Origin of the sequence: Leptospira sp. GIMC2001 (assembly GCF_028462125.1) — a bacterium.
Classification (GTDB): Bacteria; Spirochaetota; Leptospiria; order Leptospirales; family Leptospiraceae.
In genome coordinates, this window is sequence record NZ_CP115468.1 from 3,314,899 (window position 1) to 3,336,798 (window position 21,900).

Consider the following 21,900-nt stretch of genomic DNA (forward strand, 5'->3'; position numbering starts at 1 on the left):
GAATTTTATAATTGTCTAATAGACAAATTATCATCAAGAAAGAGGATATAAACATAATGAATTATTTAGATCAATTGAAATGGCGCTACGCAACAAAAAAGATGAATGGAGCAAAAGTTCCTAAAGAAAAAATTGACAATATCCTTGAAGCAATTCAACTATCTGCATCATCCTTAGGATTTCAACCTTACTCTATCTATGTTATTGAATCCGACTCTATGAAAAATAAAATTTTCGAATCTGGAGCCTGTACACAATCTCAAGTAAAAGCTGGATCACATTTAATTGTCTTTGCCGCCTGGTCGGAATCCAATCCAAAACAAGTAGATAATTTCTTCAATCTTATTGCTTCCACTCGCAGTGTAAGCCTTGAGAGCTTGGCTGGATTTAGAAAGTCCGTTGAATCAGCTGTGCTGTCCAAATCTCCAGACCAAATGCTAGAATGGTCAGCGAGACAAGCTTATATAGCATTAGGATTTGCACTGAATGCTTGTGCAATTGAGTCAATTGATGCAACTCCTATGGAAGGATTTGATCCAGCAAAAATGGATGAAGTTCTCGGACTTACTGCAAGAAAAGAGAAATCTGTTGTAATGATGGCTTTAGGTTACAGAGATGCTGAGAATGATCCACTTTCCAAAGCAAAGAAAGTTCGCAGGCCTAAATCTGAATTATTTCAAATCTTATAAATTATAACTTTCAAAAGCTCTATTTATAATTTTTTGCCAAGCCATCTTGATAGCTTAGTACTTCCGCAACTATTGAGATGGGTATAGTCAGTAAAATCTCCTGTATCAAAAATTTCATTCGGAACTTCGATAAATTCTGCATCGGTCGCCTGTTTAGTTAAATCGTTCCATACTATTGGAAAAATTGTTTCTAACTCTTCCATTTCCGGAGAAAAGGGAATCTTAACAAAAATAGTTTTTTCATTTCGTCTATGAATTTGGGATTGAATTCTAATCAATGAATCAATTGAAGTTTTTCTAATATTTGAAAAAGCTAAACCCATCTCTTTTGGCAATTTTGCTCTTATATCCTTCCCATTGCATTCTTTCGAACTTCCCTCGTAGTTTCTCCATTCCCATAATCCTTGTTTGGGCAAAATACTAATTAAATATTCATTATTTTTTCTTCTTTCTTTCAAAATTTGAATTGGATCTCTTCCTAAAACATCTTGTAAAATATTGGAGTCGGAATTAATTCCGTCCACCATAGGTAAAATTCGCGCTGGAGCCGAAACTTGAGAATTGAATACAACTATAGGAAAAGCAATGGATACCAAATGAAATAGGAAAGAACTCGCATCGGTATAATAGCTTTTCCACAAATCGGTTTTCCATAAAATTCTATATGATTTACGTCCAAAATTCAATTGCAGTGGTTTATGAGCTTGGTATACATCTGATTTCGTAACATTGGTTGGAGAAAGATTGATCCAGTAGATGTCGGATTGAATCCCCTTCGACCAGATTTCATCTAGATCCAGTTCTATACCTTCTGGTTGCTGACTTGGTTTAGCTATGATTAATATATCATCCTGATTGATATTTGAAATTTTACTAAATTCATCGAGGTTCAAACCACTAATCCATTGACTGTCTCCCAAAATAATTAGTTTGTAGTTTTTTGCCTTGTAATCTCTATCTTTAGTCCAATTCCAATAGAATGCAGACTCTTCCAAAAAAATATTCATTATGTGAGGAGATAAGAATGAAATTGCTAATATTGAAATGAATGTTGCTAATAAAATTTTTTTCATTTATATTTGTATTCTATTCCTAAAATTGAAAATAGAAAAACTCCATCTTCTCAAAGATTCCAAAAAATAAAAATAATATAATTCCTATCATAATTGTTGAATAAAGTAATATTGGGTGAGCTTGAAACCAGACAAGAGGCTCTGATTCTTTTCTAAGAAATTGAATTCCATCAACTATCAAAATTGGTGATATAAAAAAAAGTATCTTTAGAAAAAGTACCAAATTAAAATAAAAACCAAAATTCACTTCTAATAGATAAATCAAACCATTCCAATCAGGAACCCGAAATAATAACAGTCCGTATGCAAAACTCCAGAAGGTTACAAACCATCCGACGACAGATAAAAGGTTTGATATTTTATCAAATTTGAACCAACGATTCTGCATGAGTACATTGTAGAATACAATATTTAACCCACAATAGATTCCCCAGATCAAATACCCATACGTCGCTCCATGCCATAATCCTCCAAGAGTCCAGACAATCACGATATTTATATTTTGCCGCAACAATCCAATTCTATTGCCACCTAACGGTATATAGAGATAGTCACGAAGCCAAGAAGAAAGAGATATATGCCACCTTTTCCAAAACTCAGCCACAGACGTTGCAAAAAATGGCAAATTGAAATTTAACATTAACCGGAAACCCAGCATTTTTGCCATTCCACGTGCTGCATCCGTATATCCGCTGAAGTCTGCATAGACCTGAAAAGCAAAACAAAGAGCCACCCAAGAAACAATTCCCGGTTCCATCAAGGATGGGTTAGATAACATTTTATCTACGAAAGGACTCAAATTATCTGCGATAAAAACTTTCTTAAAAATTCCCCATAGGAAAAGCAAAAATCCATGATTCCATTCTACTGATTCAATTCGCCTTGGATTAGATATCTGAGGAAGCAAAGAAGACGGTCTTTCGATTGGACCCGCAAGCAAAAGTGGAAAAAATAAATCATAAACTGCAAATTCAAGTAAAGATTCAGTCGGCTTGATCACTTGCCTGTAAATATCAAATAAATAACTTATATTATGAAATGTATAAAAGCTGATTCCTATAGGTAAGATAATCTCAGGAATTGGAAGCTTGTAATCAAATCCAAGAAATATTGCCAAATCATTTCCACTACCCAAAAGAAACATCGCATATTTAAAAAAACCGAGAACGAAGAGATTAGTAACAATTCCAAAAATAAAATATTTTCTTTTCGTAATTGAATTCGTATTTTCGAAAATATATTTTCCAAGTTTAAAATTAAATAAAATCATTACCAATAAAAGAAAAGTCATCCTCCAATCCCAGAAGGAATAGAAGAAGATCCCACTAACTAAAAGTAATTGATTTTGTTTTGTTTTATGAAAATTATAATAAAAGAAAAGAAATACTGCGAAGAATAAAAGAAAAGGAAGTGAATTGAAAAGCATTACGCCTCTTCAATCATTTCCATAAATTGCTCTTTCATTTTAGAATCACGAGGATATTCCAGAGTCAAAATTCTATAACTTGCCTTGAATTGCGTTTTAGCATTTTCTTCTGGAGGCTTAAAGTGGTTCTTGATTTTTCGAACGAGAATATCAGACTCTTCCTTATCCTTTGAATGAAAAATCGCTACGAATTTTCCTGGACCAACTCTAACATAATGGTCGTTCTCACCTAAATGTTCGAGAATACTTTTACGCAACATATCGCAATATACAGCGAAATAGCTGTCACCCAGGATTTGTATCATTCTAGGATAGTTCTGAACTTTGAATACAGCAACAGTAAAAGAAGTGTTTAGACTATTAGCTTTTTGGATTTCGGAAGTCAACCGCTCATCAATTGGAGAGAATGGATTTCTAAAGGAATTATCTTTCTCATCCAATATCAAAATATTCGCAAATACGGGAGCGATTAACTCAAACAAACCGAGAACGGTTTCTTTAGTTAAAGGATTCCACGGCTCTTCTAGTTTATGAATGATAAAAATTCCAACTAACCAATTCAAATTAATCATAGGAATCATAGTAAATTGTTCGATGATTCCGATCTCATCATTAGGAATCAGAGATAACAATTCAGAGTCATTTGCAAAATTATCAACCGTGTAGATTCCATTGACATTGGAAACCATTCCAACCAAGTCGGAATTTCGTTTCAAACGAAAAGAATCTATTGTTGCAGGCGTTAGTTGATTCGAAGAAAATATTTTATACTCGTCCTTACGGATTGGATCGAAGATGAGAAATGTGAAAAGAGAGACTTTGAATCTTTCTTTCATGACTTTTACAAGAAGATCGTAAGCAACATCCAATTTTCGAAAGGCTGCCATCTCACGAGCCACTGCCATAACCGAATTATTAGCATCCAGTTTTTCATTGATTCGTTCAATCTGGGCTGCTCTCTCTTCGAACTCGCCAACTCGATCGAAAACAGATCCAGCAATATCGGCGAGAATCTTTATAAATTCCAAATCATCAGTAATATACTCTTCTCCATTGATCAATGGACCAAGTGCTATGAAGCCATAGAACTGATCCATAAATCGAATCGGTGCGATGATTTCTGCATTCATAGCTTCAAGGATTTTCTTTTCTGAAGTCGGTATATTTCCAGATAGCAATTCTCCAGCATACATAACGGATTCACTAGATTTTACTTTATTGTAGATTTCATCTGCTTTGGTAAAGCTCCAATCTGATGTGGGTTGAAACCCGCTATATTCCAATAAATCAAGACGTTCAAAATTTCCTGTGACAGATGAGAAAATCGCCATTGTCTCAGAGCCAACTTGACCTATGATCGAATAATTTAAGTTAGCAAAAAATTGATCGTAAGTTGATGCAGAAGCAATTTCTTTCGTTATTTCGAAAATTGCTTTATAGTTTTCGATTTTTTTCTTGGAAGCGAGATGGTATTCGATCGGAGCAGTTGTAAAATCAGATTCATCATCGAATAAGAATTCTTCGTTCTCTTTAACTGTATCTTTAGATGAAGGCTGAATGGGAGTTCGCTCAGAAGATTCTCTAGCTTCGTCTTCCCAGACATCAAATTCATTAACATCAATATCGTGAACCAAACTTTCGTTAGCTAGTTTAGTCTCATCTTCTTTTAATTTTTCGGCTTTCTTAAGTAGACCAACAAATGGAGTATCCGTCGAACTTTTAACAGTAGAATCTACTAAGAAATCTTCCGCTCTTGATAGCAATCCACCAGCCTTCTCGATTGGATGGGTACGACTGCTAGAATCTGTTTGAAGTTCTTCTGCCTTCCCTAAGAGGCTCATGATTAAAGACCAATTTCTTTCATCAATTTTTTATAAAGATCGAAGTAATTGGACTTGGAGAATTCTCTGATAAGATCATCCGGTAAGTTCCCAAGCATTCCATCCAAATAAGCAAGAACTTTCTTCTTCTCTTCAATGGATAATTGATCTTTGGCATTCTCACTGCTAGTTTCTTCGTCAGTAATCCTTGATTCTTCGATCTTGTTATCACTTTCAGCTGCTGGAGTCGCACGCAGTTCTTCCAAAGGAGATAATGATCCGTCCTCAGCATACTCGTCCATATCGATGACTTCAATGTCATCTTCTTGATCGAGGTCAAGGGAAGAAAATTTAGTCGAAGAATCATCTTGAGAGAAATCTAAATCGGAGGAATCACTAAATTGCGAATCTGAAGAATCTAAATCTGTTGCAACCATGTCAAATTCAGAATCATCTGATACATCAGGAGTCTCTTCAACTATTTGATCCTGAACTTCGAGATCTTCACCTGGTGGCAAATCTCCAAGAATATTTGTCAATTCTTCATTAGAAAGTGTGATAGGCTCATCCGCACTAGTATCATCTAACGAAAATTCGTCGGCAGAGAACTCGTCAGAATCTGAGCTGACTATCGGAGACTCGGCTTCATCTTCATCATCAATTAATGTAATTTCATCCTCAACCGGAATCAAATCCAATCCGAAGTCGTCTTCTCCGAATCCAGATCCAGAAGCAGCTTTTGAGGTTTCTGGATTATCAAGACTATCTTCAGAAGATTCAAGAGGTTCTATCTCCTCGAAACCTGCGATTGCAGGAAGCTCATCTTCTGCTCCTAAAATATTTCCTAACTCTTCGTCTGAGAGAGTTAGGTTGTCTTCTTCTTCCGCATCAGCTTTAATTTCTGTCGAATCATTCGCGTCAGATGGTTCAGACAATAGATCTATATCTTCGGAGGAGACATCAGCATCTTCTAAAGTAAATTCTTCGAAATCAACCGTATCATCTGGTTCTGGAAGACCAGCAAGGTCGAATTCATCTTCATCACCCATTGGATCAAAATTTGTTGCTAACGAATCATCATCATGCGTAGATTCAGCGTCTTCTTCATCACCGGTAATTGCAGAAAGCTCATCGAGTGATAAGGTTATAGGCTCATCTGCCTCTTCATCCTTGATCTCAAGACCATTTATAATTTCATCTGTATCTGTTGTATCAATAGCATCTTTATCTTTATCTTTATCTTTATCTTTATTTTCATCTTTTTCTGAATCAAAAGATATATCATTAGAATCTTCAGGAAGGGTATCATCCCAAGCAAATCCCAAGCCAGACTCATCATCGTCTGCCGTCGTTAGCTTAGAATCCAAACTTTCCAATGGTTCATCAGAAAAAATATCTGAATCCAATTCATCGATTGGTTTATCAGAAAAGATATCTTCTTCGGATTTCTTTTCTTCAGAATCAAAAAGTCCGTCATCCAAACTCGAATCAGAATCTCCGAAATCGAAGTCATCCTTAGAATCTTCCTCCGAATCCGCGGTTGTGATATTTGCCAACTCATCCATCGAAAGTGTAATTGGTTCATCTGCCGCGTCTTCTTCACCAAAAAGATCTTCATCGCTCTCTAATAAATTGGAATTTGCTTCTTGCTCGGATTCCAAACTAGATTCATCAATTGTAAAATCATCATTATCACCAAATTCCATTGTGGATGGTGAATGCTTTTCTTCATCACTCTCTTCAAAAGCAGCTATGTTCTCGAGCTCATCGAGAGAAAGTGTGATCGGTTCTTCTGCCGCATCTTCTTCACTAAATAAATCAGTCGCGGAAGGAGGATCCGAATCTAATACACCATCAAAGTCAAGATCATCATTGAATGAAGTTTGTGGCGCATTATTGATATCTAAATCTAGGCCTAATTCATTATCGTCGCTATCAACAACATGATATTCATTAGTATCAGAATCTTCTTCCTCGGATGCCATAATATTTTCAAGCTCATCCATAGACAGAGCAATAGGTTCATCCGATAGGTCTTCGTTCTCATCAAGCAAAGAAGTAGATTCAGTTTCCTTTTCTTCATTTGGAACTAAGTGGTCATGATCAGATTCAAGACCGACCATACTTGCTTCTCTTTCATCTTCATCAAAAATATCAGTGCCTAAAATTTGATCCAGTTCATCATCCGAAAATACTGTTGTCCCAGTGCTATCGTCATTCGGGTCAATATTTTCTGAGGTTTCGTTGATATCGGCAAAATCTTCGTCCTCTAGATCATTTGAATCGTTGCCTGTTATATTATCTAATTCATCGATAGAAAGTGTAATAGGTTCATCTTCTTCGTCCGACTCACCAAAAGTAAGATCGTCATCATTAAAAGAACTATCATTTTCTGATGTTAGGTTTTCATTTACGATTTCATCAATTTTTTCATCGATCAACGGATCATCTTCGTCCAGATCCAGTTCAATCTCTGTATCGGAGTCATTTTCAATCTTAGAATCCGACTCGGTATCAAAACCATCAAAGTCTTCCAAAACGGTATCCTCATGTGATGTTTTGGCACTTGAGTCTGTATCACCAAAATTCTCGAAAGAATCACCGCTTGAATCAGAATCATTTATATTAAAATCTATATCTTCAAAATCAGTTGATTCGGAATCGTGGGACAAATGATCTTCCACGACAAATTCTTCGCCAATCAAATCGAGCTCAGAATCCAAATCCATACCCAGTGAATCGCCTTCTACTGGATAGTCATCGCCTGAACTTGCAACCATTGAATCTAAACCAAAATCGTCATCAGCATCAAGCAATACTTCTTCTGATTCACTGGCTCCTATTTCATTCAGGTCTGGAGGTTCCATACCTGGATCGATAAGTTCATTATTTTTAGCTATGGAGGCATCTTCTCCTTCCATTTCAAATGAAAAGGAGTCTTCGTCTAACACGGGTTCCATATCAGAAAACTCGTCTTCGTTGAATTTACTAGCTTTGTCAGCCATGCCTTACCTTTCTACCTATCTCCCAAACGAATCATAAACCATCTAAGTCTATATAATTGGATATTATTTAAGGGCGATTGAGTAATTCTCAATTCGATCTTGTATGCTTCCATCTTTCCAATAAGATATTCCAATCGAAAAGAAATACAAGAAAGATTTTGAAATACTCTCCCACTCTCTTAGTATTTTCGGAAAGAAGTGGGGGAAAAAGTTAATTTTGTTTGAGTAAAATGCGAGTTTTGGCTTTTTTTATTTCCTTCACTTTGTCTAGTGAGGCTGGCATAGCAGCAAGCTCAGCCAATCGAGCTTCAGATTCAGCAATATTGATAGATTCCATGCTATCAGCACCATCTGCGAGGATATTCACAACAGATTTACGGACTTCTACGAATCCACCATCCACTACCATTTTCAGAACGGAACCATCGATCTTACGAATCTGAATGATTCCTATTCCCAGAGAAGCAACCAAGGGAGCATGGTTTGGGTAGATACCAAATGAACCTACTTCCCCTGGAACCACAACGGATGCAACCTCACCAGAGAATAAGTTTTTCTCTGGTGAAAGGATGGAAACTTTCAGTGATTTTTGAGTGCTTTCTTCTGACATAATTTTAGTTATTCGCTCTTAATTTCTTAGCTTTTTCGATCGCATCATCAATCGATCCAACCATGTAGAAAGCTTGTTCTGGAAGATCATCGTACTTACCACTGATCAATTCTTTGAAAGAACGAATTGTATCTTCAAGCTTCACATATTTACCAGGAGCTCCTGTGAAAACTTCTGCAACATGGAAAGGCTGTGACAAAAATTTCTCTATCTTTCTTGCACGAGCAACCAAGATCTTATCGTCTTCTGAAAGTTCGTCCATACCAAGAATCGCAATGATATCTTGAAGGTCTTTGTATCTTTGAAGAATTCTTTGGATCTCACGGGCAACGGAGTAATGCTCTTCACCCAAAATATCTGGGTTCATAACTCTAGAAGTAGAATCCAATGGATCTACCGCAGGATAGATACCTTTATCGGAGATCGCTCTTGATAATACTGTTGTTGCGTCCAAGTGAGTAAAAGCCGTAGCTGGAGCTGGGTCAGTCAAGTCGTCCGCAGGAACGTAAATCGCTTGAACTGATGTAATCGATCCACGTTGAGTCGATGTAATCCTTTCTTGAAGCGCACCCATCTCAGTAGAAAGAGTTGGTTGGTAACCCACAGCAGAAGGCATCCTTCCCAAAAGAGCAGATACTTCAGATCCCGCTTGCGAGAAACGGAAAATATTATCTACGAATAAAAGTACGTCTGTTCCAATGGTATCACGGAAATGTTCCGCCATTGTAAGAGCAGAAAGAGCAACTCTTAAACGAGCACCTGGAGGTTCATTCATCTGACCATAACAAAGAACTGTTTTGTCGATAACGCCCGACTCCTTCATCTCTCTCCAAAGGTCATTTCCTTCTCTTGTTCTCTCACCCACTCCAGCGAAAACCGAAAATCCACCATGTTGCTTAGCAATATTGTTGATCAATTCTTGAATGAGAACTGTTTTACCAACACCCGCACCACCGAATAATCCGGTCTTACCACCTTTGATATAAGGAGCAAGTAGATCGATCACCTTAATACCTGTTTCAAATACTTCTGTTTTTGGAGAAAGATCCTCATACGCTGGAGCAGATCTATGAATCGGAAGACGATCTGTAACACTTACAGGACCTGCTTCATCTACTGGCTCACCCAAAACGTTGAAAATTCTTCCTAAGGTTTTCTCACCTACCGGAACGCTGATGGGAGCTCCTGTATCGATAACTTCAAGACCTCTAACCAGTCCATCCGATGAAGAAAGAGCGATCGCACGAACAGCGTTACCACCGATATGCATTTGCACCTCAGTGATGATTTTTACAGGTTTCCCTTCGATAACTGTATTGATTTCAAGAGCGTTGTAGATCTCTGGAAGTTTGCCGCCCTCGAAAGTAACGTCGATAACGGATCCGATGATTTGTTTTATTTTACCTTTATTCATATTATTACTCCAAGTATTAATTAATGGAAGAAGCTCCCCCTACGATTTCTGAGATCTCTTGAGTGATCTTAGCCTGTCTTACTCTGTTGTAACCACGAGTGAGTGCCTTGATCATATCTCCAGCAGCATCCGTCGCTGACTTCATTGCGATCCTTCTTGCGATATGCTCCGAGCAGACTGCTTCCAAGATTGCTCTTTGGAATGCAATTTTTACGACCATAGGCAAAAGGTTCTCCAAAATTGTCTGAGGATTAGGCTCATATATAACAGTTTCGTTTACAGTTGGCTCAGACGAAGAAGTCTCAGGAGGTTGGATTGGAAGAACTGGTGTTAGTTCAGGAACCTGATTCGCAGAAGATTTATAGACAGTGGATATAATCTCAACTACGTCTATTTCTTCCTTTGCAAATTTATTCATAAACAGAGTTGCAAATTCTTGAGCTTCCTTATAACCCGCTTTGTCATCAATATTGGTATAAGAACCTTCCACTGGTATCTTTAGGTAACGAAAGTAATTGATCCCTTTCTTACCAACCATATGCAATTCCACTTCCGCGCCCTTCTCTTTCCATTCTCGAAGACGAGCGAGTGTCTTACGATTGATGTTACCGTTGTAACCACCGCATAAACCACGATTGGCAGTAATGGCAAAAATTGCTACCTTACGAACTTTCTCAGGTTTACGAAGAAATGGACTTTCGACAACTTTCGCAAGAGAAGCAAGAGATGACATGAGCTCCTGAACCTTATTTGCATAAGGTTGGGATGCGTTCACGCGATCACTAGCTTTTTTGGATTTGGCTGTTGATACCATCTCCATTGTTCTTGTGATCTTTCTTGTGTTCTTAACGGAAGAAATTCTTTTTTTGATTTCTCTTGGAGAAGCCAACTTCTAAACCCTTACCCTTGTTTCCTGTTTCTTAGGAACATTTCCGCAAGATCAGTGCATGCTTGCTTGAATTTATCTTCGTGCTGAATTTCTCGTTTTTCTTTGATTTCTTTGAGTAATTCAGGATATTGATCATGAAAGTTCGAAATCAAGAAATCTCGGAAAGCTTTGATCTGAGGCACAGGAATCTTATCCATAAAGCCTTTCGTTACAGCAAAAATGATAGTTACTTGTTCTTCAATCGGATAAGGGTTGTTATCATTTTGTTTCAAAACTTCAACAATTCTAAATCCTCGATCCAACTGAGACTGAGTTGTTGCATCCAATTCTGTTCCGAGCTGAGCAAATGCTTCCAACTCTCGGAACTGAGCAAGTTCTAGCTTCAAGGTTCCAGCAACTTTTTTCATTGCTTTGATCTGAGCTGCAGATCCAACCCTAGATACGGAAATTCCAACATCAACAGCAGGACGAACACCCGAAGCAAAAAGGTTGGATTGAAGATAAATCTGACCATCAGTAATCGAAATTACGTTGGTTGGAATATATGCAGAAACTTCACCCTCTTGGGTTTCGATGATTGGTAGTGCTGTCATTGATCCTGCACCGTATTTATCATCTAATTTAGCGGCTCTTTCGAGTAGACGTGAATGGAGATAGAAAACGTCACCAGGATACGCTTCACGACCTGGAGGTCTCTTAAGTAATAGTGACATTTGACGGTAAGCAACAGCTTGCTTAGAAAGGTCATCATATACAACTAGAGTAGGCTTCTTCTCATCATACATAAAGTATTCAGCCATACTTGCACCACAATAAGGAGCGATAAACTGAAGTGGCGCTGGATCAGATGCGTTCGCTGCAACAACAATTGTGTATGCCATAGCACCTTTTGCTTTGAGCTTCTCAACCAAACCAGCGATAGTGGATGCTTTTTGTCCAATCGCAACATAAACACAGATAACTCCTGTGTCTTTCTGATTGATGATAGTATCTATAGCAATAGCAGTCTTACCAGTTCCACGGTCACCGATGATCAACTCACGTTGTCCACGACCAATTGGAATCATTGCGTCAACGCTCAAAATTCCAGTTTGCATCGGCTCGCTTACCGGTTGTCTCATGGAGATTCCAGGTGCCGGAGATTCTACCGCTCTTGATTTGCTAGAAAGGATTGGACCTTTTCCATCAATCGGTTCACCTAACGGATTCACAACGCGACCCAAAAGTTCGGGACCAACTGGAACTTGAAGAATAGCTCCCGTTCTCTTAACGGTAAATCCTTCTTGAATAGCAGTATAGTCTCCTAAGATTACGACCCCGACAGAGTTCTCTTCCAAGTTCAATACTTGGCCTTTGACTCCGTTCTGGAATTCGATCAATTCCCCAGCCATTACGTTCGAAAGTCCGTAAACTCTGGCAATACCATCCCCTACTTCTAGAACGGTACCGACTTCATCGATGTTTAGATTCTTCTTAAAATTTTGTATTTCTTTTTTTAGAACCGACGTTACTTCGTCTGTTTTAATTTTCATAAATTGCTCCGACGGTTATTTTCTTAGCGAGAAGAGACTCTTTTATAGTTCTCAACTTACTTTGGATAGATGCATCCACCAGGTAATCGTTCATCCGAATCACGAAACCACCAACAATGTCAGGTGATATTTCATTGCGAATGACCGCTGATGTTTTGAATTTTTCCTCGAGTGTTTTCTTAATTCTAGATATCTCTGATTCAAGCATAGGCTCCCGAGAATAGAGCGTTACTTGACTGCGTCCTCTTAATTTATCAACGCCTTCGGAAAACACCGAACAAATCTCGGGGAAAAATTCCAAACGACCTTTATTGCTGAGGACTCCAATAAAAGAAGAAACGATTTCGCTCACTTTTCCTTTTAATGAATTCATTAACACAGTTTCTTTTTCTTCCGGCTTAACTACCGGTGATAGAATAAATTGCATAATTTCTGGATCGGTAAAAAGGATAGTCTCGACATCTCGAAGCTCTCCTTCTACCTCTTCCAAGGCAGGACCGCTGGACACCAAATCCAACAGTGCTTGGCTGTAAACAGTTGATACCTGGCTCTGATTCATTATAGGTGTCTAGATCCTTTCCAGCTTACTTAATTCTTTATCAATAAAACTTGCGTAATCATCTTTCTTAAGTTGCTTTTCTAAAATCTCACTTGCAATCAGAACTGACATTTCTGCCACTTGAATCTGCAACTCTTGAACCGCCTTTGCTTTCGCAAGTTCGATATCCCGTACAGATTGTTCTTTCAACTTTCGAATATCCGAATTCGCATCTTCGATCATTTTGTTTTTGAGATTGACTGCATCCGATTTAGCTTCGTTGATGATCGCAAGAGCCTCATCCTTAGCATGATTGACCTTTTCTTGGTAATCTCTAAGTACTTTCTCTGCATCACTACGAAGTGATGTAGCTTTTTCGATCTCACTTTCGATTCCAGCTGCACGCTCATCGAGTGCTGTTAGGATTTTGTCCCAAGCAAACTTCTTCAAAATGAAGACAACGATTAAGAATGTAACCAGGGTCCAAATTACTAGACCCGGATTCACATCCAGCAGATTCAAACCTCCACCAGCTCCTAGGAAAACCAAGGTTTTACCTATTTCTGCTCAGTTTGAGCAGCTGGGGTTTTTGCTACAGATTTCGGAAGCTCTGTATTCAATAGAGATCCAGCTTGGAACATGATTACAAGTGCGAACAATGCAGCACCTTCAATCAACGCCGCAGCGATAATCATACCTGTTTGAATAGGTCCAGCAGCGTCTGGCTGACGGCTCATACCTTCAACAGCAGATCCACCAATTCTTCCAATTCCAAGTCCAGCTCCAAGAATAGCTAAACCAGCTCCAATTCCAACTCCAATGTATCCTAAACCAAAGTCCATATTGAGTGTAACTCCTATTGATATTTAAAAATTTTCCAAAAAATTCATTTTAGTGTCGATGCATCACAGAACCAACGAAGATTGATGTGAGCAAAACAAATATGTAAGCTTGCAAAAAAGCTACAAATATTTCCAAAACATAAATTGCTCCCGCACCAACAATGGCAACAGGCACAATATAATAGGTCTGAAATTTAAAAATGAATCCAATTAACGCAAGTATGATGACGTGACCCGCTGTCATATTTGCCAAGAGACGCACTGTAAGAGCAAAGCATTTCGCAAGTGGAGACACAATGAACTCAAGAGGCCACATCAATGGCCAAAGTGCAAGAGGAACACCATTAGGAACTGAATGCGGAATGAATTTGATTCCTTGGTAAGCAAAACCAGTTCCCATGATCAATAAAAATGTCATTATAGCTAAAGAAACAGTGACACTTACGTCACCTGTCGTTGTTATACCACTCCAAACCAATGCTAACGGATGGTGATGCCCAGCATCAGAAAACAAAGTAAAGATCTCACCGATTGGTGGAATGATTCCCATCAAGTTACCTGATAGAATAAAGAAAAACAGAGTCAACATGTAGTGATAATATGCGTGGCCATGACCATGCATGCTTCCATCAACTACGTCTTTCTTGATAAATCCAACTAAAGCTTCCACTCCGTTTGCAAATCGACCATTGACTTTCATTGGATTCTTAGAAATCTTACTTGCTGCAGGAATAAATATCAATAGAAGAATCAAGCAACCAATCCACATCATGGTTACTCGTTTGGTAATATGCATGTCCAATCCACCAACATAGTGGTAGGATTTGTGATCACTGTCATGGAAAATAGCTGAGTTGTTCGGATCAAATCCTGCGCTACCTTCGTAAACTTTTTCCCCACCGAAGTTCAAAGGGAAAACTGGAGCGTCACTCAAGTGATGAACGATTACGCCATTGAGATCAAATTCTTCACCCTCAGTTGATGAAGCAACCACTGGGTTAGTGAATAAAAATAATGAAAAAATAATTGTTACTAATATTTGGTTTAGTCTAAAATTCATAAATTGGTTCATTGATTCCTGTAATGGATCAGTAATTCGTGCCCTCATAGCTCTTCTTCTTTCTGTATGATGAGGGAGTGGTTGTCCTTTGTCCAGACAGCTACAAATACAAATATTGCAAGAAAGCCAAAATAAGCAAGAAAAAATCCCAAAATAAATTCTGATCCTCCATCGCGCATTCCAATAACCAAAATTGCTAAACTTCCAAAAAAAGATAATAAAATGAGTCCTGCTTGTCCAAGCCCAGACTTAGCTCCGTAGATTCTAAACAGAATAAATTTGGCTTCAAACAAAATTGTCTGGAATCCAAGGCAAAGAAAAAATCCATTCTGTACGCTAGGAAATAAGTAAATGACAATGATTGTAAAAACTAATAAACCTAAAAGAAATAAAGTTTGGAATTTTAAAGGAGGGAGTTTGCCAAAATCAATGGGAGTTTTCAATCTTGCCTCGTTCTTCGAACTATATGAAACAAACCCAAAGAAAAACCAAGGATCATTCCTAAGAGTAGTATCCAAGGAGCTGAACCCAATTGCTTATCCAGCCAAGATCCACCGAGCAGAAAAAACAAGATGATTCCCGTAAATTCTGTTCCAAGTCCAGCAAGATGCCAAGCTGATTTTATTTTAGGAGTCTTCCGATCCTGTCCCAACGAACGTCCATTCTCCAAATTCGATACAAAATCGTTCTCTTGAGCCAGTCCATTCTAGGTTCAAATTCTTCGGAACTACTAGAATTCCCGTATGAATCAATTTCATTGGGTTGGCAATAATTTAAGATATTTGCGGCATCCCATTTCTCAGCCTCATAGGGTCCTTTTTCGGAGAGCTCAAGTCCATCCTTGAACTGACAAGTATGATCTTTCCAATTGATAGAGAAATAGATGATCAATGCTTTGCCTAAAATATCTTCTCTCGGAACAAAACCCCAACCTCGTGAATCATGTGAATTGTCACGATTGTCACCCATAACCATATAGTGACCATCTGGAATCAAACATCCATTGGAGAAATCGCAGTTGAAACGAGCTCCAGCATTGCGGATGTCATCGGAAGTCTCCAATAGTAGATGCTGGAATTCTCCTTTCGTTTCCCGAAATAAAGTTCCTGAGGAAGCTCGAATGTCATCGACGTCCGCAAGCTCTTTTCCTTGAGGAACCTCTTCTGGTGCGTAGTCAAGAAAAGAGTCGGAGCCAATTGGACGGTATTCAATAAATGCATATAAAATACGACCTTTTGATGTTTCCATATATTTTCTTGTTAGGCGGATTGTATCACCGGGCATACCGATTACCCTTTTGACAAATCTCTTAGAAAATATTCCCTCACGAGTCTCGCCGTAATTGAGGGCATCATCCGGCGGAATAAAAGTTACGATATCACCACGGCGGGGATCATCTATCCTGTAAATTTCTTTCTCAGTAAACGGGATTCGAAGCGAATATCGCATTTTATTGACAAAAAGAAAATCCCCTATTTTCAAAGTTGGGATCATTGAGCCAGAAGGTATGTTATTTGCGTCCAAAATTGATGATTTGAATGCGAAAACGAGAACGATTATACCTAGAAATGAAGAAAGTGAAGAAACAAACGAGGGGCTGTCTTCTTCAACTTCTTCGAGTTTTGATTTATTCCAAAATGCCATGTTCGAGTAGAGAATGATTTCGTTGCGTTTTCTGTCAAGAAAGGGAAAAAAAACGGGAAAAATGCTTGTACACCAAATGAATTTCACCGAGGATATACGAGAGGGTGCCATGTCCAATCTGAAAGAATATCTTAAACATTACCCAATTCTTGCCATTAAAACTGGAACGGAAACAGAGGATATGGGCTCCGAAGAAATTCTCTATCTAAAAAAACTTTGTGCCAACCTACTCCCTGTTTATGTAAAAATTGGCGGTCCCGAAGCAAGAAACGATATGCGGATATGCCAGAAAATTGGAGTGGAAGGAATTTCCGCGCCAATGATCGAGTCCGAATATGCATTACGAAATTTTATCTCATCTCTTAAGAACGTCGTTGCTCCAAAATACTATCAATCGCTTCGCAAGTCCATAAATCTAGAAACAATAACTGGATACAAAAACTATTTGGATATTCTGGATAGACCAGAAATAAATGAGTTAGATCAAATAACAGCCGCTAGATCAGATTTATCTGCATCCATGGATAGAAAGCCAGATGATCCAGAAGTAACGCGAGTTACGAGAAATATTGTTAGGATGGCCAAGGAGCGCGGACTCAATACTTGCGTTGGCGGAACGATAACTAAAAAGAATTTTGATCTCATTCGAGAAGAAATCCAACCTGATTTTATCAATTCAAGACATATCATGGTTGATGTGTCAAAACTAAAATCAATCACAGGAGAAGAGATTGCTGAAGCGATGCTTTCTATTGAGATTGAAATCTATGAGCTATTTGCAAAAGAGTTCCCAGAAAAATCCTATCATTACAAAAATAGAATTGAAACCAATCGCGAAAGAATCGGAGAACGGAAAGTACTTTATTTTATTAGATGAAGCCAAACTTCATTCGAAGCATCTTTTTTGCTTTTGTTATTCTCTATTTTTTCAATTTGTTTTTGTATCCACATTCTGATCCAAGAATATTTCATAGAATTTTTGCTTACATTGCAATATTAATTGGAACTATCCTATTTTATTATCTGTATTCAAATCGGCTTGCTATAACAAATAATAGCAACTCATCTGACTCAATAACTCATAAAATAAAATCCAATTATGAAACGTCTTCTGAGGAAGGCTTCAATTCGAAGAAAATTTATTTATTTTATGTATTTATCGGAATCATTCTTTCTTTAACTTTTATCGTTCATTTCGTTCTCGTAACATTCGGACTGCAATCCATATTTTTCTTAGGTGAACTAGACTTTGTTTCTATGGGAGAAATTATCAACAACATCGCAAGAGATGGTAATTTTACATCCCGCTTTCACGGCGACTTTCAATCTTCCTATCTCGCACATCATTTCGCTCCGGGACTTGTTTTCTATGTTCCGTTTTTTTGGCTAACGAATGATCGGCTTATTCTCGCTTGGTCCCAATGTTTTTATACTTTAGTAATTATTGTTCTAATCTATTTGAATATAAAAAAATACAATTGGAAATCTTGGGAATATTATTTCTGGATATTGATTTTTGCATCTAATATCTATTTGTACAGATTGTCTTTATCTTATCACTTTGAGATCCTCTATGTAATTTTCTTTCTCGGGATTATCTATTTTCGCAATCAATCCAATATCTTCGGAGAAATTTTATGCTTATTTTCTGCGATCAGCATAAAAGAAGATATTGCCATCTACTTAGGATTGTTCTATGCAATTGAATCAATTACAAGCTTCAAGATTATTTTAGGAAGTCCAAAGAACACAATTCAGTTAGGTTCTATAAATATTAGTACAACTGAAAAGAAAGAATGGATATTACCTATAAAAGATTTCTGCATAAGTCTTTTCTGTATTTTGACATTTTTCATTTTTACTCCCCTTCTAAGGAATCTAATGGAAGTCAATAGCGACGAAAATTGGCTTAGTATATGGTCTAACTGGGGAACCACACCTGTACAAATTGTTACAACAGTTATCTTTCATCCAATTGATTTCCTAACTTCCATTTTTGCAAAAAAAAATATTCTTCTAGAAATCTCGATGGGATTTGCTTTTCTATTTTGGTTATCCCCTAAACATTTTATCTACATATTTATGATCAGCTGCTTGCATTTTATATCCTCTAGGGAATGGCATAACGAATTGTACAATTATTATATCTATCCGATCTTACCCGTTTTGATTATAGGAACCATTGAAGGTTGGAACAGAATTCGGAAATATCTTGGCCATTATATGGTTCCCATTATTTTCTTGGGATTGGGGATAATATTTTATAGAAATTCTCTGGATATAAATTTCCCCTTCACTGCATCCAATCATTATAAATCAACATCTGCTTTGGATGAAAAATTATACAATACAAAAGAAATCGTTAAATTAATTCCAAATTATTCAATAGTTGCAACAGAATTTGATCTCGGGAGTTTTGTATCGCTTAAGAATAAACTCATTCCAATCAAAGAGGATTTTTCTGCATTTGGTTCGGATAGTCCAGAATATATCTTAATCGATACAGATATGGGATTCTCACCTTATATTTCACTAAACACCATTCGTGACTGGGAGAAAAGTTGGATCACCGAACAATCATATAATGTTTTTGCAGAAAAGGGTAGTCTGCGTTTACTGAAGAAGAAATAAAGCTAATCGTTGATACAATAATTCTATGGGATGACCAAAATCATTGTTACCATAAAACCACGACCTGGTTCGGATTGAACAAAAAGTTCCGAACCTGGCAGTTTCCATTTTATACGTTGCCGAACTTCCCCGAGACTTCTACTGAAAATTTGTTCTTCCAAATTGATGCTCTCATCAATTTTCATTCCCTTACCATTATCTGAAATGTTGATTCGTATTGATTTCTCGGAATCCCTTAGCGCATGTATGTTCAAAATATGATCTGTTTTGCTCTGAGTTCGAAATCCATGCTTGAATGAATTTTCAATGATTGGTTGAAGAATTAGCGGAGGAAGTCGGACATCTTCAAAACTGCAATCAAGTCGCTGATTGATTGTTAGAGTATCATAAAAACGCAATTTCTGCAAATGCAAATAGTCATCAAGAAATCCCCACTCTTCTGCAAATGGAATTAGGTCTCGATTGCTCTGATCTAAGAAAAATCTGTAGTTATTTGCAAGCTTTAAAATGGCATCGCTTATTAGCTCAGGCTTTACTTGGTAGAGAGCATGGATTGTATTTAGAGAATTGAATAGAAAATGTGGATTCATCTTCGATTGAAGATTACGAAATTTGGATTCCTTTAGATCGTTTTCTGCTTTCTGTAACATTTTTCTTTTTTCAAATATATTTCGTTCTAAGTTGAAACCCTGCGCTATAACACCGATTAATACACCCCATTGTACAAATGAAAAAGAACTTGGATCATTGCCCAACTCCAATAAAACCTCAATTGGTATACAGATAAAAGTCAATGCAAGTCCTACAAAATTACCCAGTCCATCTGGATGTCCATTTTTCCATGCCCTAAAGCTAACATAAATCGCAGACAGAAATGTAAACAAAACCAAAATAAGATACAGAAATCGATAGTGTATAAAATAAGTTATAGCTAAAGGGGATATATTTAGACATAGAGCGGCTGTGATCGTAACAATCGATACAACTAAATGAATTGAAATTAGAATATTCAATATTCCCCATTGCTTTGAACCAAATAATCTTCGTAAGCCGATAAGCATCGGAATCAGAAATAGACTATTGGCCATTATTAGTAGCGTAAAAAAATAACTTAAATCCTTTACCAAAAAATTCATGACTGGATTGGATAGAAAACCGATTAAACCAAATAAAAAAGCAAAGGATCCGAATTCTAAACTCAATTTATAGTTTTTCTTCCAATTAATGAGAGATATAACGATTACAGCCAATCCAATAAAGAGAAAGAAAGAACTCAGAGCAATTAAGGGTATCTGATCTCTAAGGAACTGAGTTGTAATATCATCCACACTTCCCATAGAAAAATTTTGTGGAGTGATTAGATACAAATAGCCTTTCTGATGCAAAATTCTCAAATATAAATATTTCTCAGATTTACCGTTTAATTTGACCCAAGAAATAAAAAATTCTTTCTGATTGAATACAGGATTCTCGACATCTAAATCTCCCATTTGCCCTAACAAATCGCCAGAATCATTAAAAATCTGATAAGCAACTCCACCATATTGCAATAATGAAGAAGTATGATCCCAATTATCCACTTCACTCACATCAAAGCGCATCCATAGAAATGACTCATCTGCAACCTTTTGCAATTCAGAATTGGAAATCAAAAGATCCATATTATTCCAAGTTCTTGTTTTCAATTCGGAAAACTTAAGCTTACCGAACTCATCTTTTCCAATATCACCTTTGATAAACTCAAATTTATTATAAATTTTATAAATATTTTTTCTAGTATTTGATCTTTCTGAAAAATATTCAAACGATGAGAATACGAAGACTATTCCGATACATAGTAACAGTGATAACGAGACCCAACTCGATTCAAAAATCAGATGGATTTTTCTTTTGAAATTTTCTAAAAATGAACCCATTATTTATAGACCAAGTCGTCCTTTTAAATTAGATGCATAGGCACGACCAACCGGAAGTACAGTGTCTTCTCCGTCTCTTAATTCCAACAAATATGATCCACCTTTATCATAGCGTATGGACGAGATATATTTTTTATTCACCATGTAACCTTTGTGGATACGATAGAAATGTTCATCAGAAAGTTTTCCTTCAATATCTTTTAATAATTTTGACACTTCATAATCTTTTTCTTTAGCATGGATCACGGTGTTTTTGTTATGCGAAGATAAATAAACTATCTCATCATAAGGGAGAAAACATTTTGCAGAATTACTTGTGAAAGTCAAAGATTGGGATTGAATATCTTGGCTATTGCGAATGTCTCCCCAGAATCTTATAGCCTTTTCGACCGATTTCCTAAATCTAGAAAAATCAAATGGCTTGAGCAAATAATCCAAAGCTTCATATTCAAATGCACTCACTGCGAATTCACTATAAGCAGTTGCAAATATAAAAAAACTATTCTTGTTGTGGAATTTTTTTAGTAAATCCAAGCCAGATTGGACTGGGATGTTTATATCCATAAAAATTAAATCATATTCTTTGTGGGAAAGTAAGCTCTCAGCGATCTGTCCATCTTCTGCAACTCCTGCGAGAACAAGTTCGGGACAATCCAAAACGTATTTAACCAGAAGTTCTCTTGCAGGATATTCGTCCTCAACGATCAATACGGAATAAGCTGTCTTTTCAATCATAAAGTATTTCTTAAATTGTTCTATTTATTATAAAATCCATTTATACGCAAATTTGCAAGCGTATACGCAAAACTGA

At 37.1% G+C, this 21,900-nt stretch carries 20 protein-coding genes; 3 read left to right on the top strand and 17 right to left on the bottom strand.

The genetic code is table 11. The features are described from left to right. Window positions 1-56 precede the first annotated feature (56 nt). Window positions 57-689: an NAD(P)H-dependent oxidoreductase gene (locus O4O04_RS16715; protein ID WP_272532915.1), complete on the top strand. Its 633-nt coding sequence runs from the start codon at window positions 57-59 to the stop codon at window positions 687-689. Between the two features lie 23 nt (window positions 690-712). Here O4O04_RS16715 and O4O04_RS16720 read toward each other — a convergent pair whose 3' ends face one another. From O4O04_RS16720 to lepB, 15 genes are all read right to left on the bottom strand, one after another. Beyond that, on the bottom strand, window positions 713-1,762 hold the full coding sequence (locus tag O4O04_RS16720) for a hypothetical protein (RefSeq protein WP_272532916.1): 1,050 nt from the start codon (window positions 1,760-1,762) through the stop codon (window positions 713-715). A gap of 19 nt (window positions 1,763-1,781) precedes the next feature. Continuing rightward, window positions 1,782-3,188 carry an MBOAT family O-acyltransferase gene (locus tag O4O04_RS16725; protein WP_272532917.1) on the bottom strand — a complete coding sequence of 469 codons (1,407 nt, stop codon included), beginning with the start codon at window positions 3,186-3,188 and terminating at the stop codon, window positions 1,782-1,784. Next, a complete protein-coding gene (locus O4O04_RS16730; protein WP_272532918.1) occupies window positions 3,188-5,029 on the bottom strand; it encodes a GAF domain-containing protein in 1,842 nt (613 codons plus the stop codon). Before O4O04_RS16730 ends, O4O04_RS16725 begins: the two co-directional genes overlap by 1 nt. Window positions 5,030-5,031: 2 nt before the next feature. Then, window positions 5,032-8,013 (bottom strand): midas domain-containing protein, encoded by a 2,982-nt coding sequence (locus tag O4O04_RS16735; protein ID WP_272532919.1) that lies wholly within the window; start codon window positions 8,011-8,013, stop codon window positions 5,032-5,034. A gap of 211 nt (window positions 8,014-8,224) precedes the next feature. Next, on the bottom strand, window positions 8,225-8,623 hold the full coding sequence (gene atpC, locus O4O04_RS16740; RefSeq protein WP_272532920.1) for an ATP synthase F1 subunit epsilon: 399 nt from the start codon (window positions 8,621-8,623) through the stop codon (window positions 8,225-8,227). 4 nt (window positions 8,624-8,627) lie between these two features. Beyond that, the gene (gene atpD / locus O4O04_RS16745; protein WP_272532921.1) at window positions 8,628-10,037 is read right to left on the bottom strand and encodes a F0F1 ATP synthase subunit beta; all 1,410 of its coding nucleotides are present in this window, start codon (window positions 10,035-10,037) and stop codon (window positions 8,628-8,630) included. A 16-nt stretch (window positions 10,038-10,053) separates the two neighbouring features. Next, complete coding sequence (gene atpG, locus O4O04_RS16750; protein ID WP_272532922.1) at window positions 10,054-10,926, bottom strand: ATP synthase F1 subunit gamma; 873 nt, start codon at window positions 10,924-10,926, stop codon at window positions 10,054-10,056. 11 nt (window positions 10,927-10,937) lie between these two features. Further along, window positions 10,938-12,458, bottom strand: a complete 1,521-nt coding sequence (gene atpA, locus O4O04_RS16755; protein ID WP_272532923.1) for a F0F1 ATP synthase subunit alpha — start codon at window positions 12,456-12,458, stop codon at window positions 10,938-10,940. Then, window positions 12,448-13,017, bottom strand: a complete 570-nt coding sequence (gene atpH / locus O4O04_RS16760) for an ATP synthase F1 subunit delta (protein WP_272532924.1) — start codon at window positions 13,015-13,017, stop codon at window positions 12,448-12,450. The genes atpA and atpH overlap by 11 nt, the downstream gene beginning before the upstream one ends. A gap of 9 nt (window positions 13,018-13,026) precedes the next feature. Next, entirely contained in the window at window positions 13,027-13,545 is a 519-nt protein-coding gene (locus O4O04_RS16765; protein ID WP_272532925.1) for a F0F1 ATP synthase subunit B, read from the bottom strand. A gap of 8 nt (window positions 13,546-13,553) precedes the next feature. After that, complete coding sequence (atpE, locus tag O4O04_RS16770; RefSeq protein WP_272532926.1) at window positions 13,554-13,838, bottom strand: ATP synthase F0 subunit C; 285 nt, start codon at window positions 13,836-13,838, stop codon at window positions 13,554-13,556. A gap of 49 nt (window positions 13,839-13,887) precedes the next feature. Beyond that, complete coding sequence (atpB, locus tag O4O04_RS16775) at window positions 13,888-14,910, bottom strand: F0F1 ATP synthase subunit A (RefSeq protein WP_442915972.1); 1,023 nt, start codon at window positions 14,908-14,910, stop codon at window positions 13,888-13,890. Window positions 14,911-14,942: 32 nt separating this feature from the next. Then, window positions 14,943-15,341, bottom strand: a complete 399-nt coding sequence (locus O4O04_RS16780; RefSeq protein WP_272532928.1) for a hypothetical protein — start codon at window positions 15,339-15,341, stop codon at window positions 14,943-14,945. After that, complete coding sequence (locus tag O4O04_RS16785) at window positions 15,338-15,550, bottom strand: AtpZ/AtpI family protein (RefSeq protein WP_272532929.1); 213 nt, start codon at window positions 15,548-15,550, stop codon at window positions 15,338-15,340. Before O4O04_RS16785 ends, O4O04_RS16780 begins: the two co-directional genes overlap by 4 nt. Further along, complete coding sequence (gene lepB, locus O4O04_RS16790) at window positions 15,520-16,542, bottom strand: signal peptidase I (protein ID WP_272532930.1); 1,023 nt, start codon at window positions 16,540-16,542, stop codon at window positions 15,520-15,522. Before lepB ends, O4O04_RS16785 begins: the two co-directional genes overlap by 31 nt. Before the next feature lie 109 nt (window positions 16,543-16,651). On the opposite strand from lepB, the gene O4O04_RS16795 reads away from it, so the two are divergent. Both O4O04_RS16795 and O4O04_RS16800 read left to right on the top strand, forming a co-directional pair. After that, the gene (locus tag O4O04_RS16795) at window positions 16,652-17,419 is read left to right on the top strand and encodes an aldolase/citrate lyase family protein (protein ID WP_272536131.1); all 768 of its coding nucleotides are present in this window, start codon (window positions 16,652-16,654) and stop codon (window positions 17,417-17,419) included. Beyond that, window positions 17,416-19,173 carry a DUF2079 domain-containing protein gene (locus tag O4O04_RS16800; protein ID WP_272532931.1) on the top strand — a complete coding sequence of 586 codons (1,758 nt, stop codon included), beginning with the start codon at window positions 17,416-17,418 and terminating at the stop codon, window positions 19,171-19,173. The genes O4O04_RS16795 and O4O04_RS16800 overlap by 4 nt, the downstream gene beginning before the upstream one ends. A gap of 23 nt (window positions 19,174-19,196) precedes the next feature. On the opposite strand, the gene O4O04_RS16805 is transcribed toward O4O04_RS16800, so the two are convergent. Both O4O04_RS16805 and O4O04_RS16810 read right to left on the bottom strand, forming a co-directional pair. Then, window positions 19,197-21,089 carry a sensor histidine kinase gene (locus O4O04_RS16805; RefSeq protein WP_272532932.1) on the bottom strand — a complete coding sequence of 631 codons (1,893 nt, stop codon included), beginning with the start codon at window positions 21,087-21,089 and terminating at the stop codon, window positions 19,197-19,199. A 3-nt stretch (window positions 21,090-21,092) separates the two neighbouring features. Next, window positions 21,093-21,824, bottom strand: coding sequence for a LytR/AlgR family response regulator transcription factor (locus O4O04_RS16810; protein ID WP_272532933.1), 732 nt, complete (start codon window positions 21,822-21,824; stop codon window positions 21,093-21,095). Window positions 21,825-21,900 lie beyond the last annotated feature (76 nt).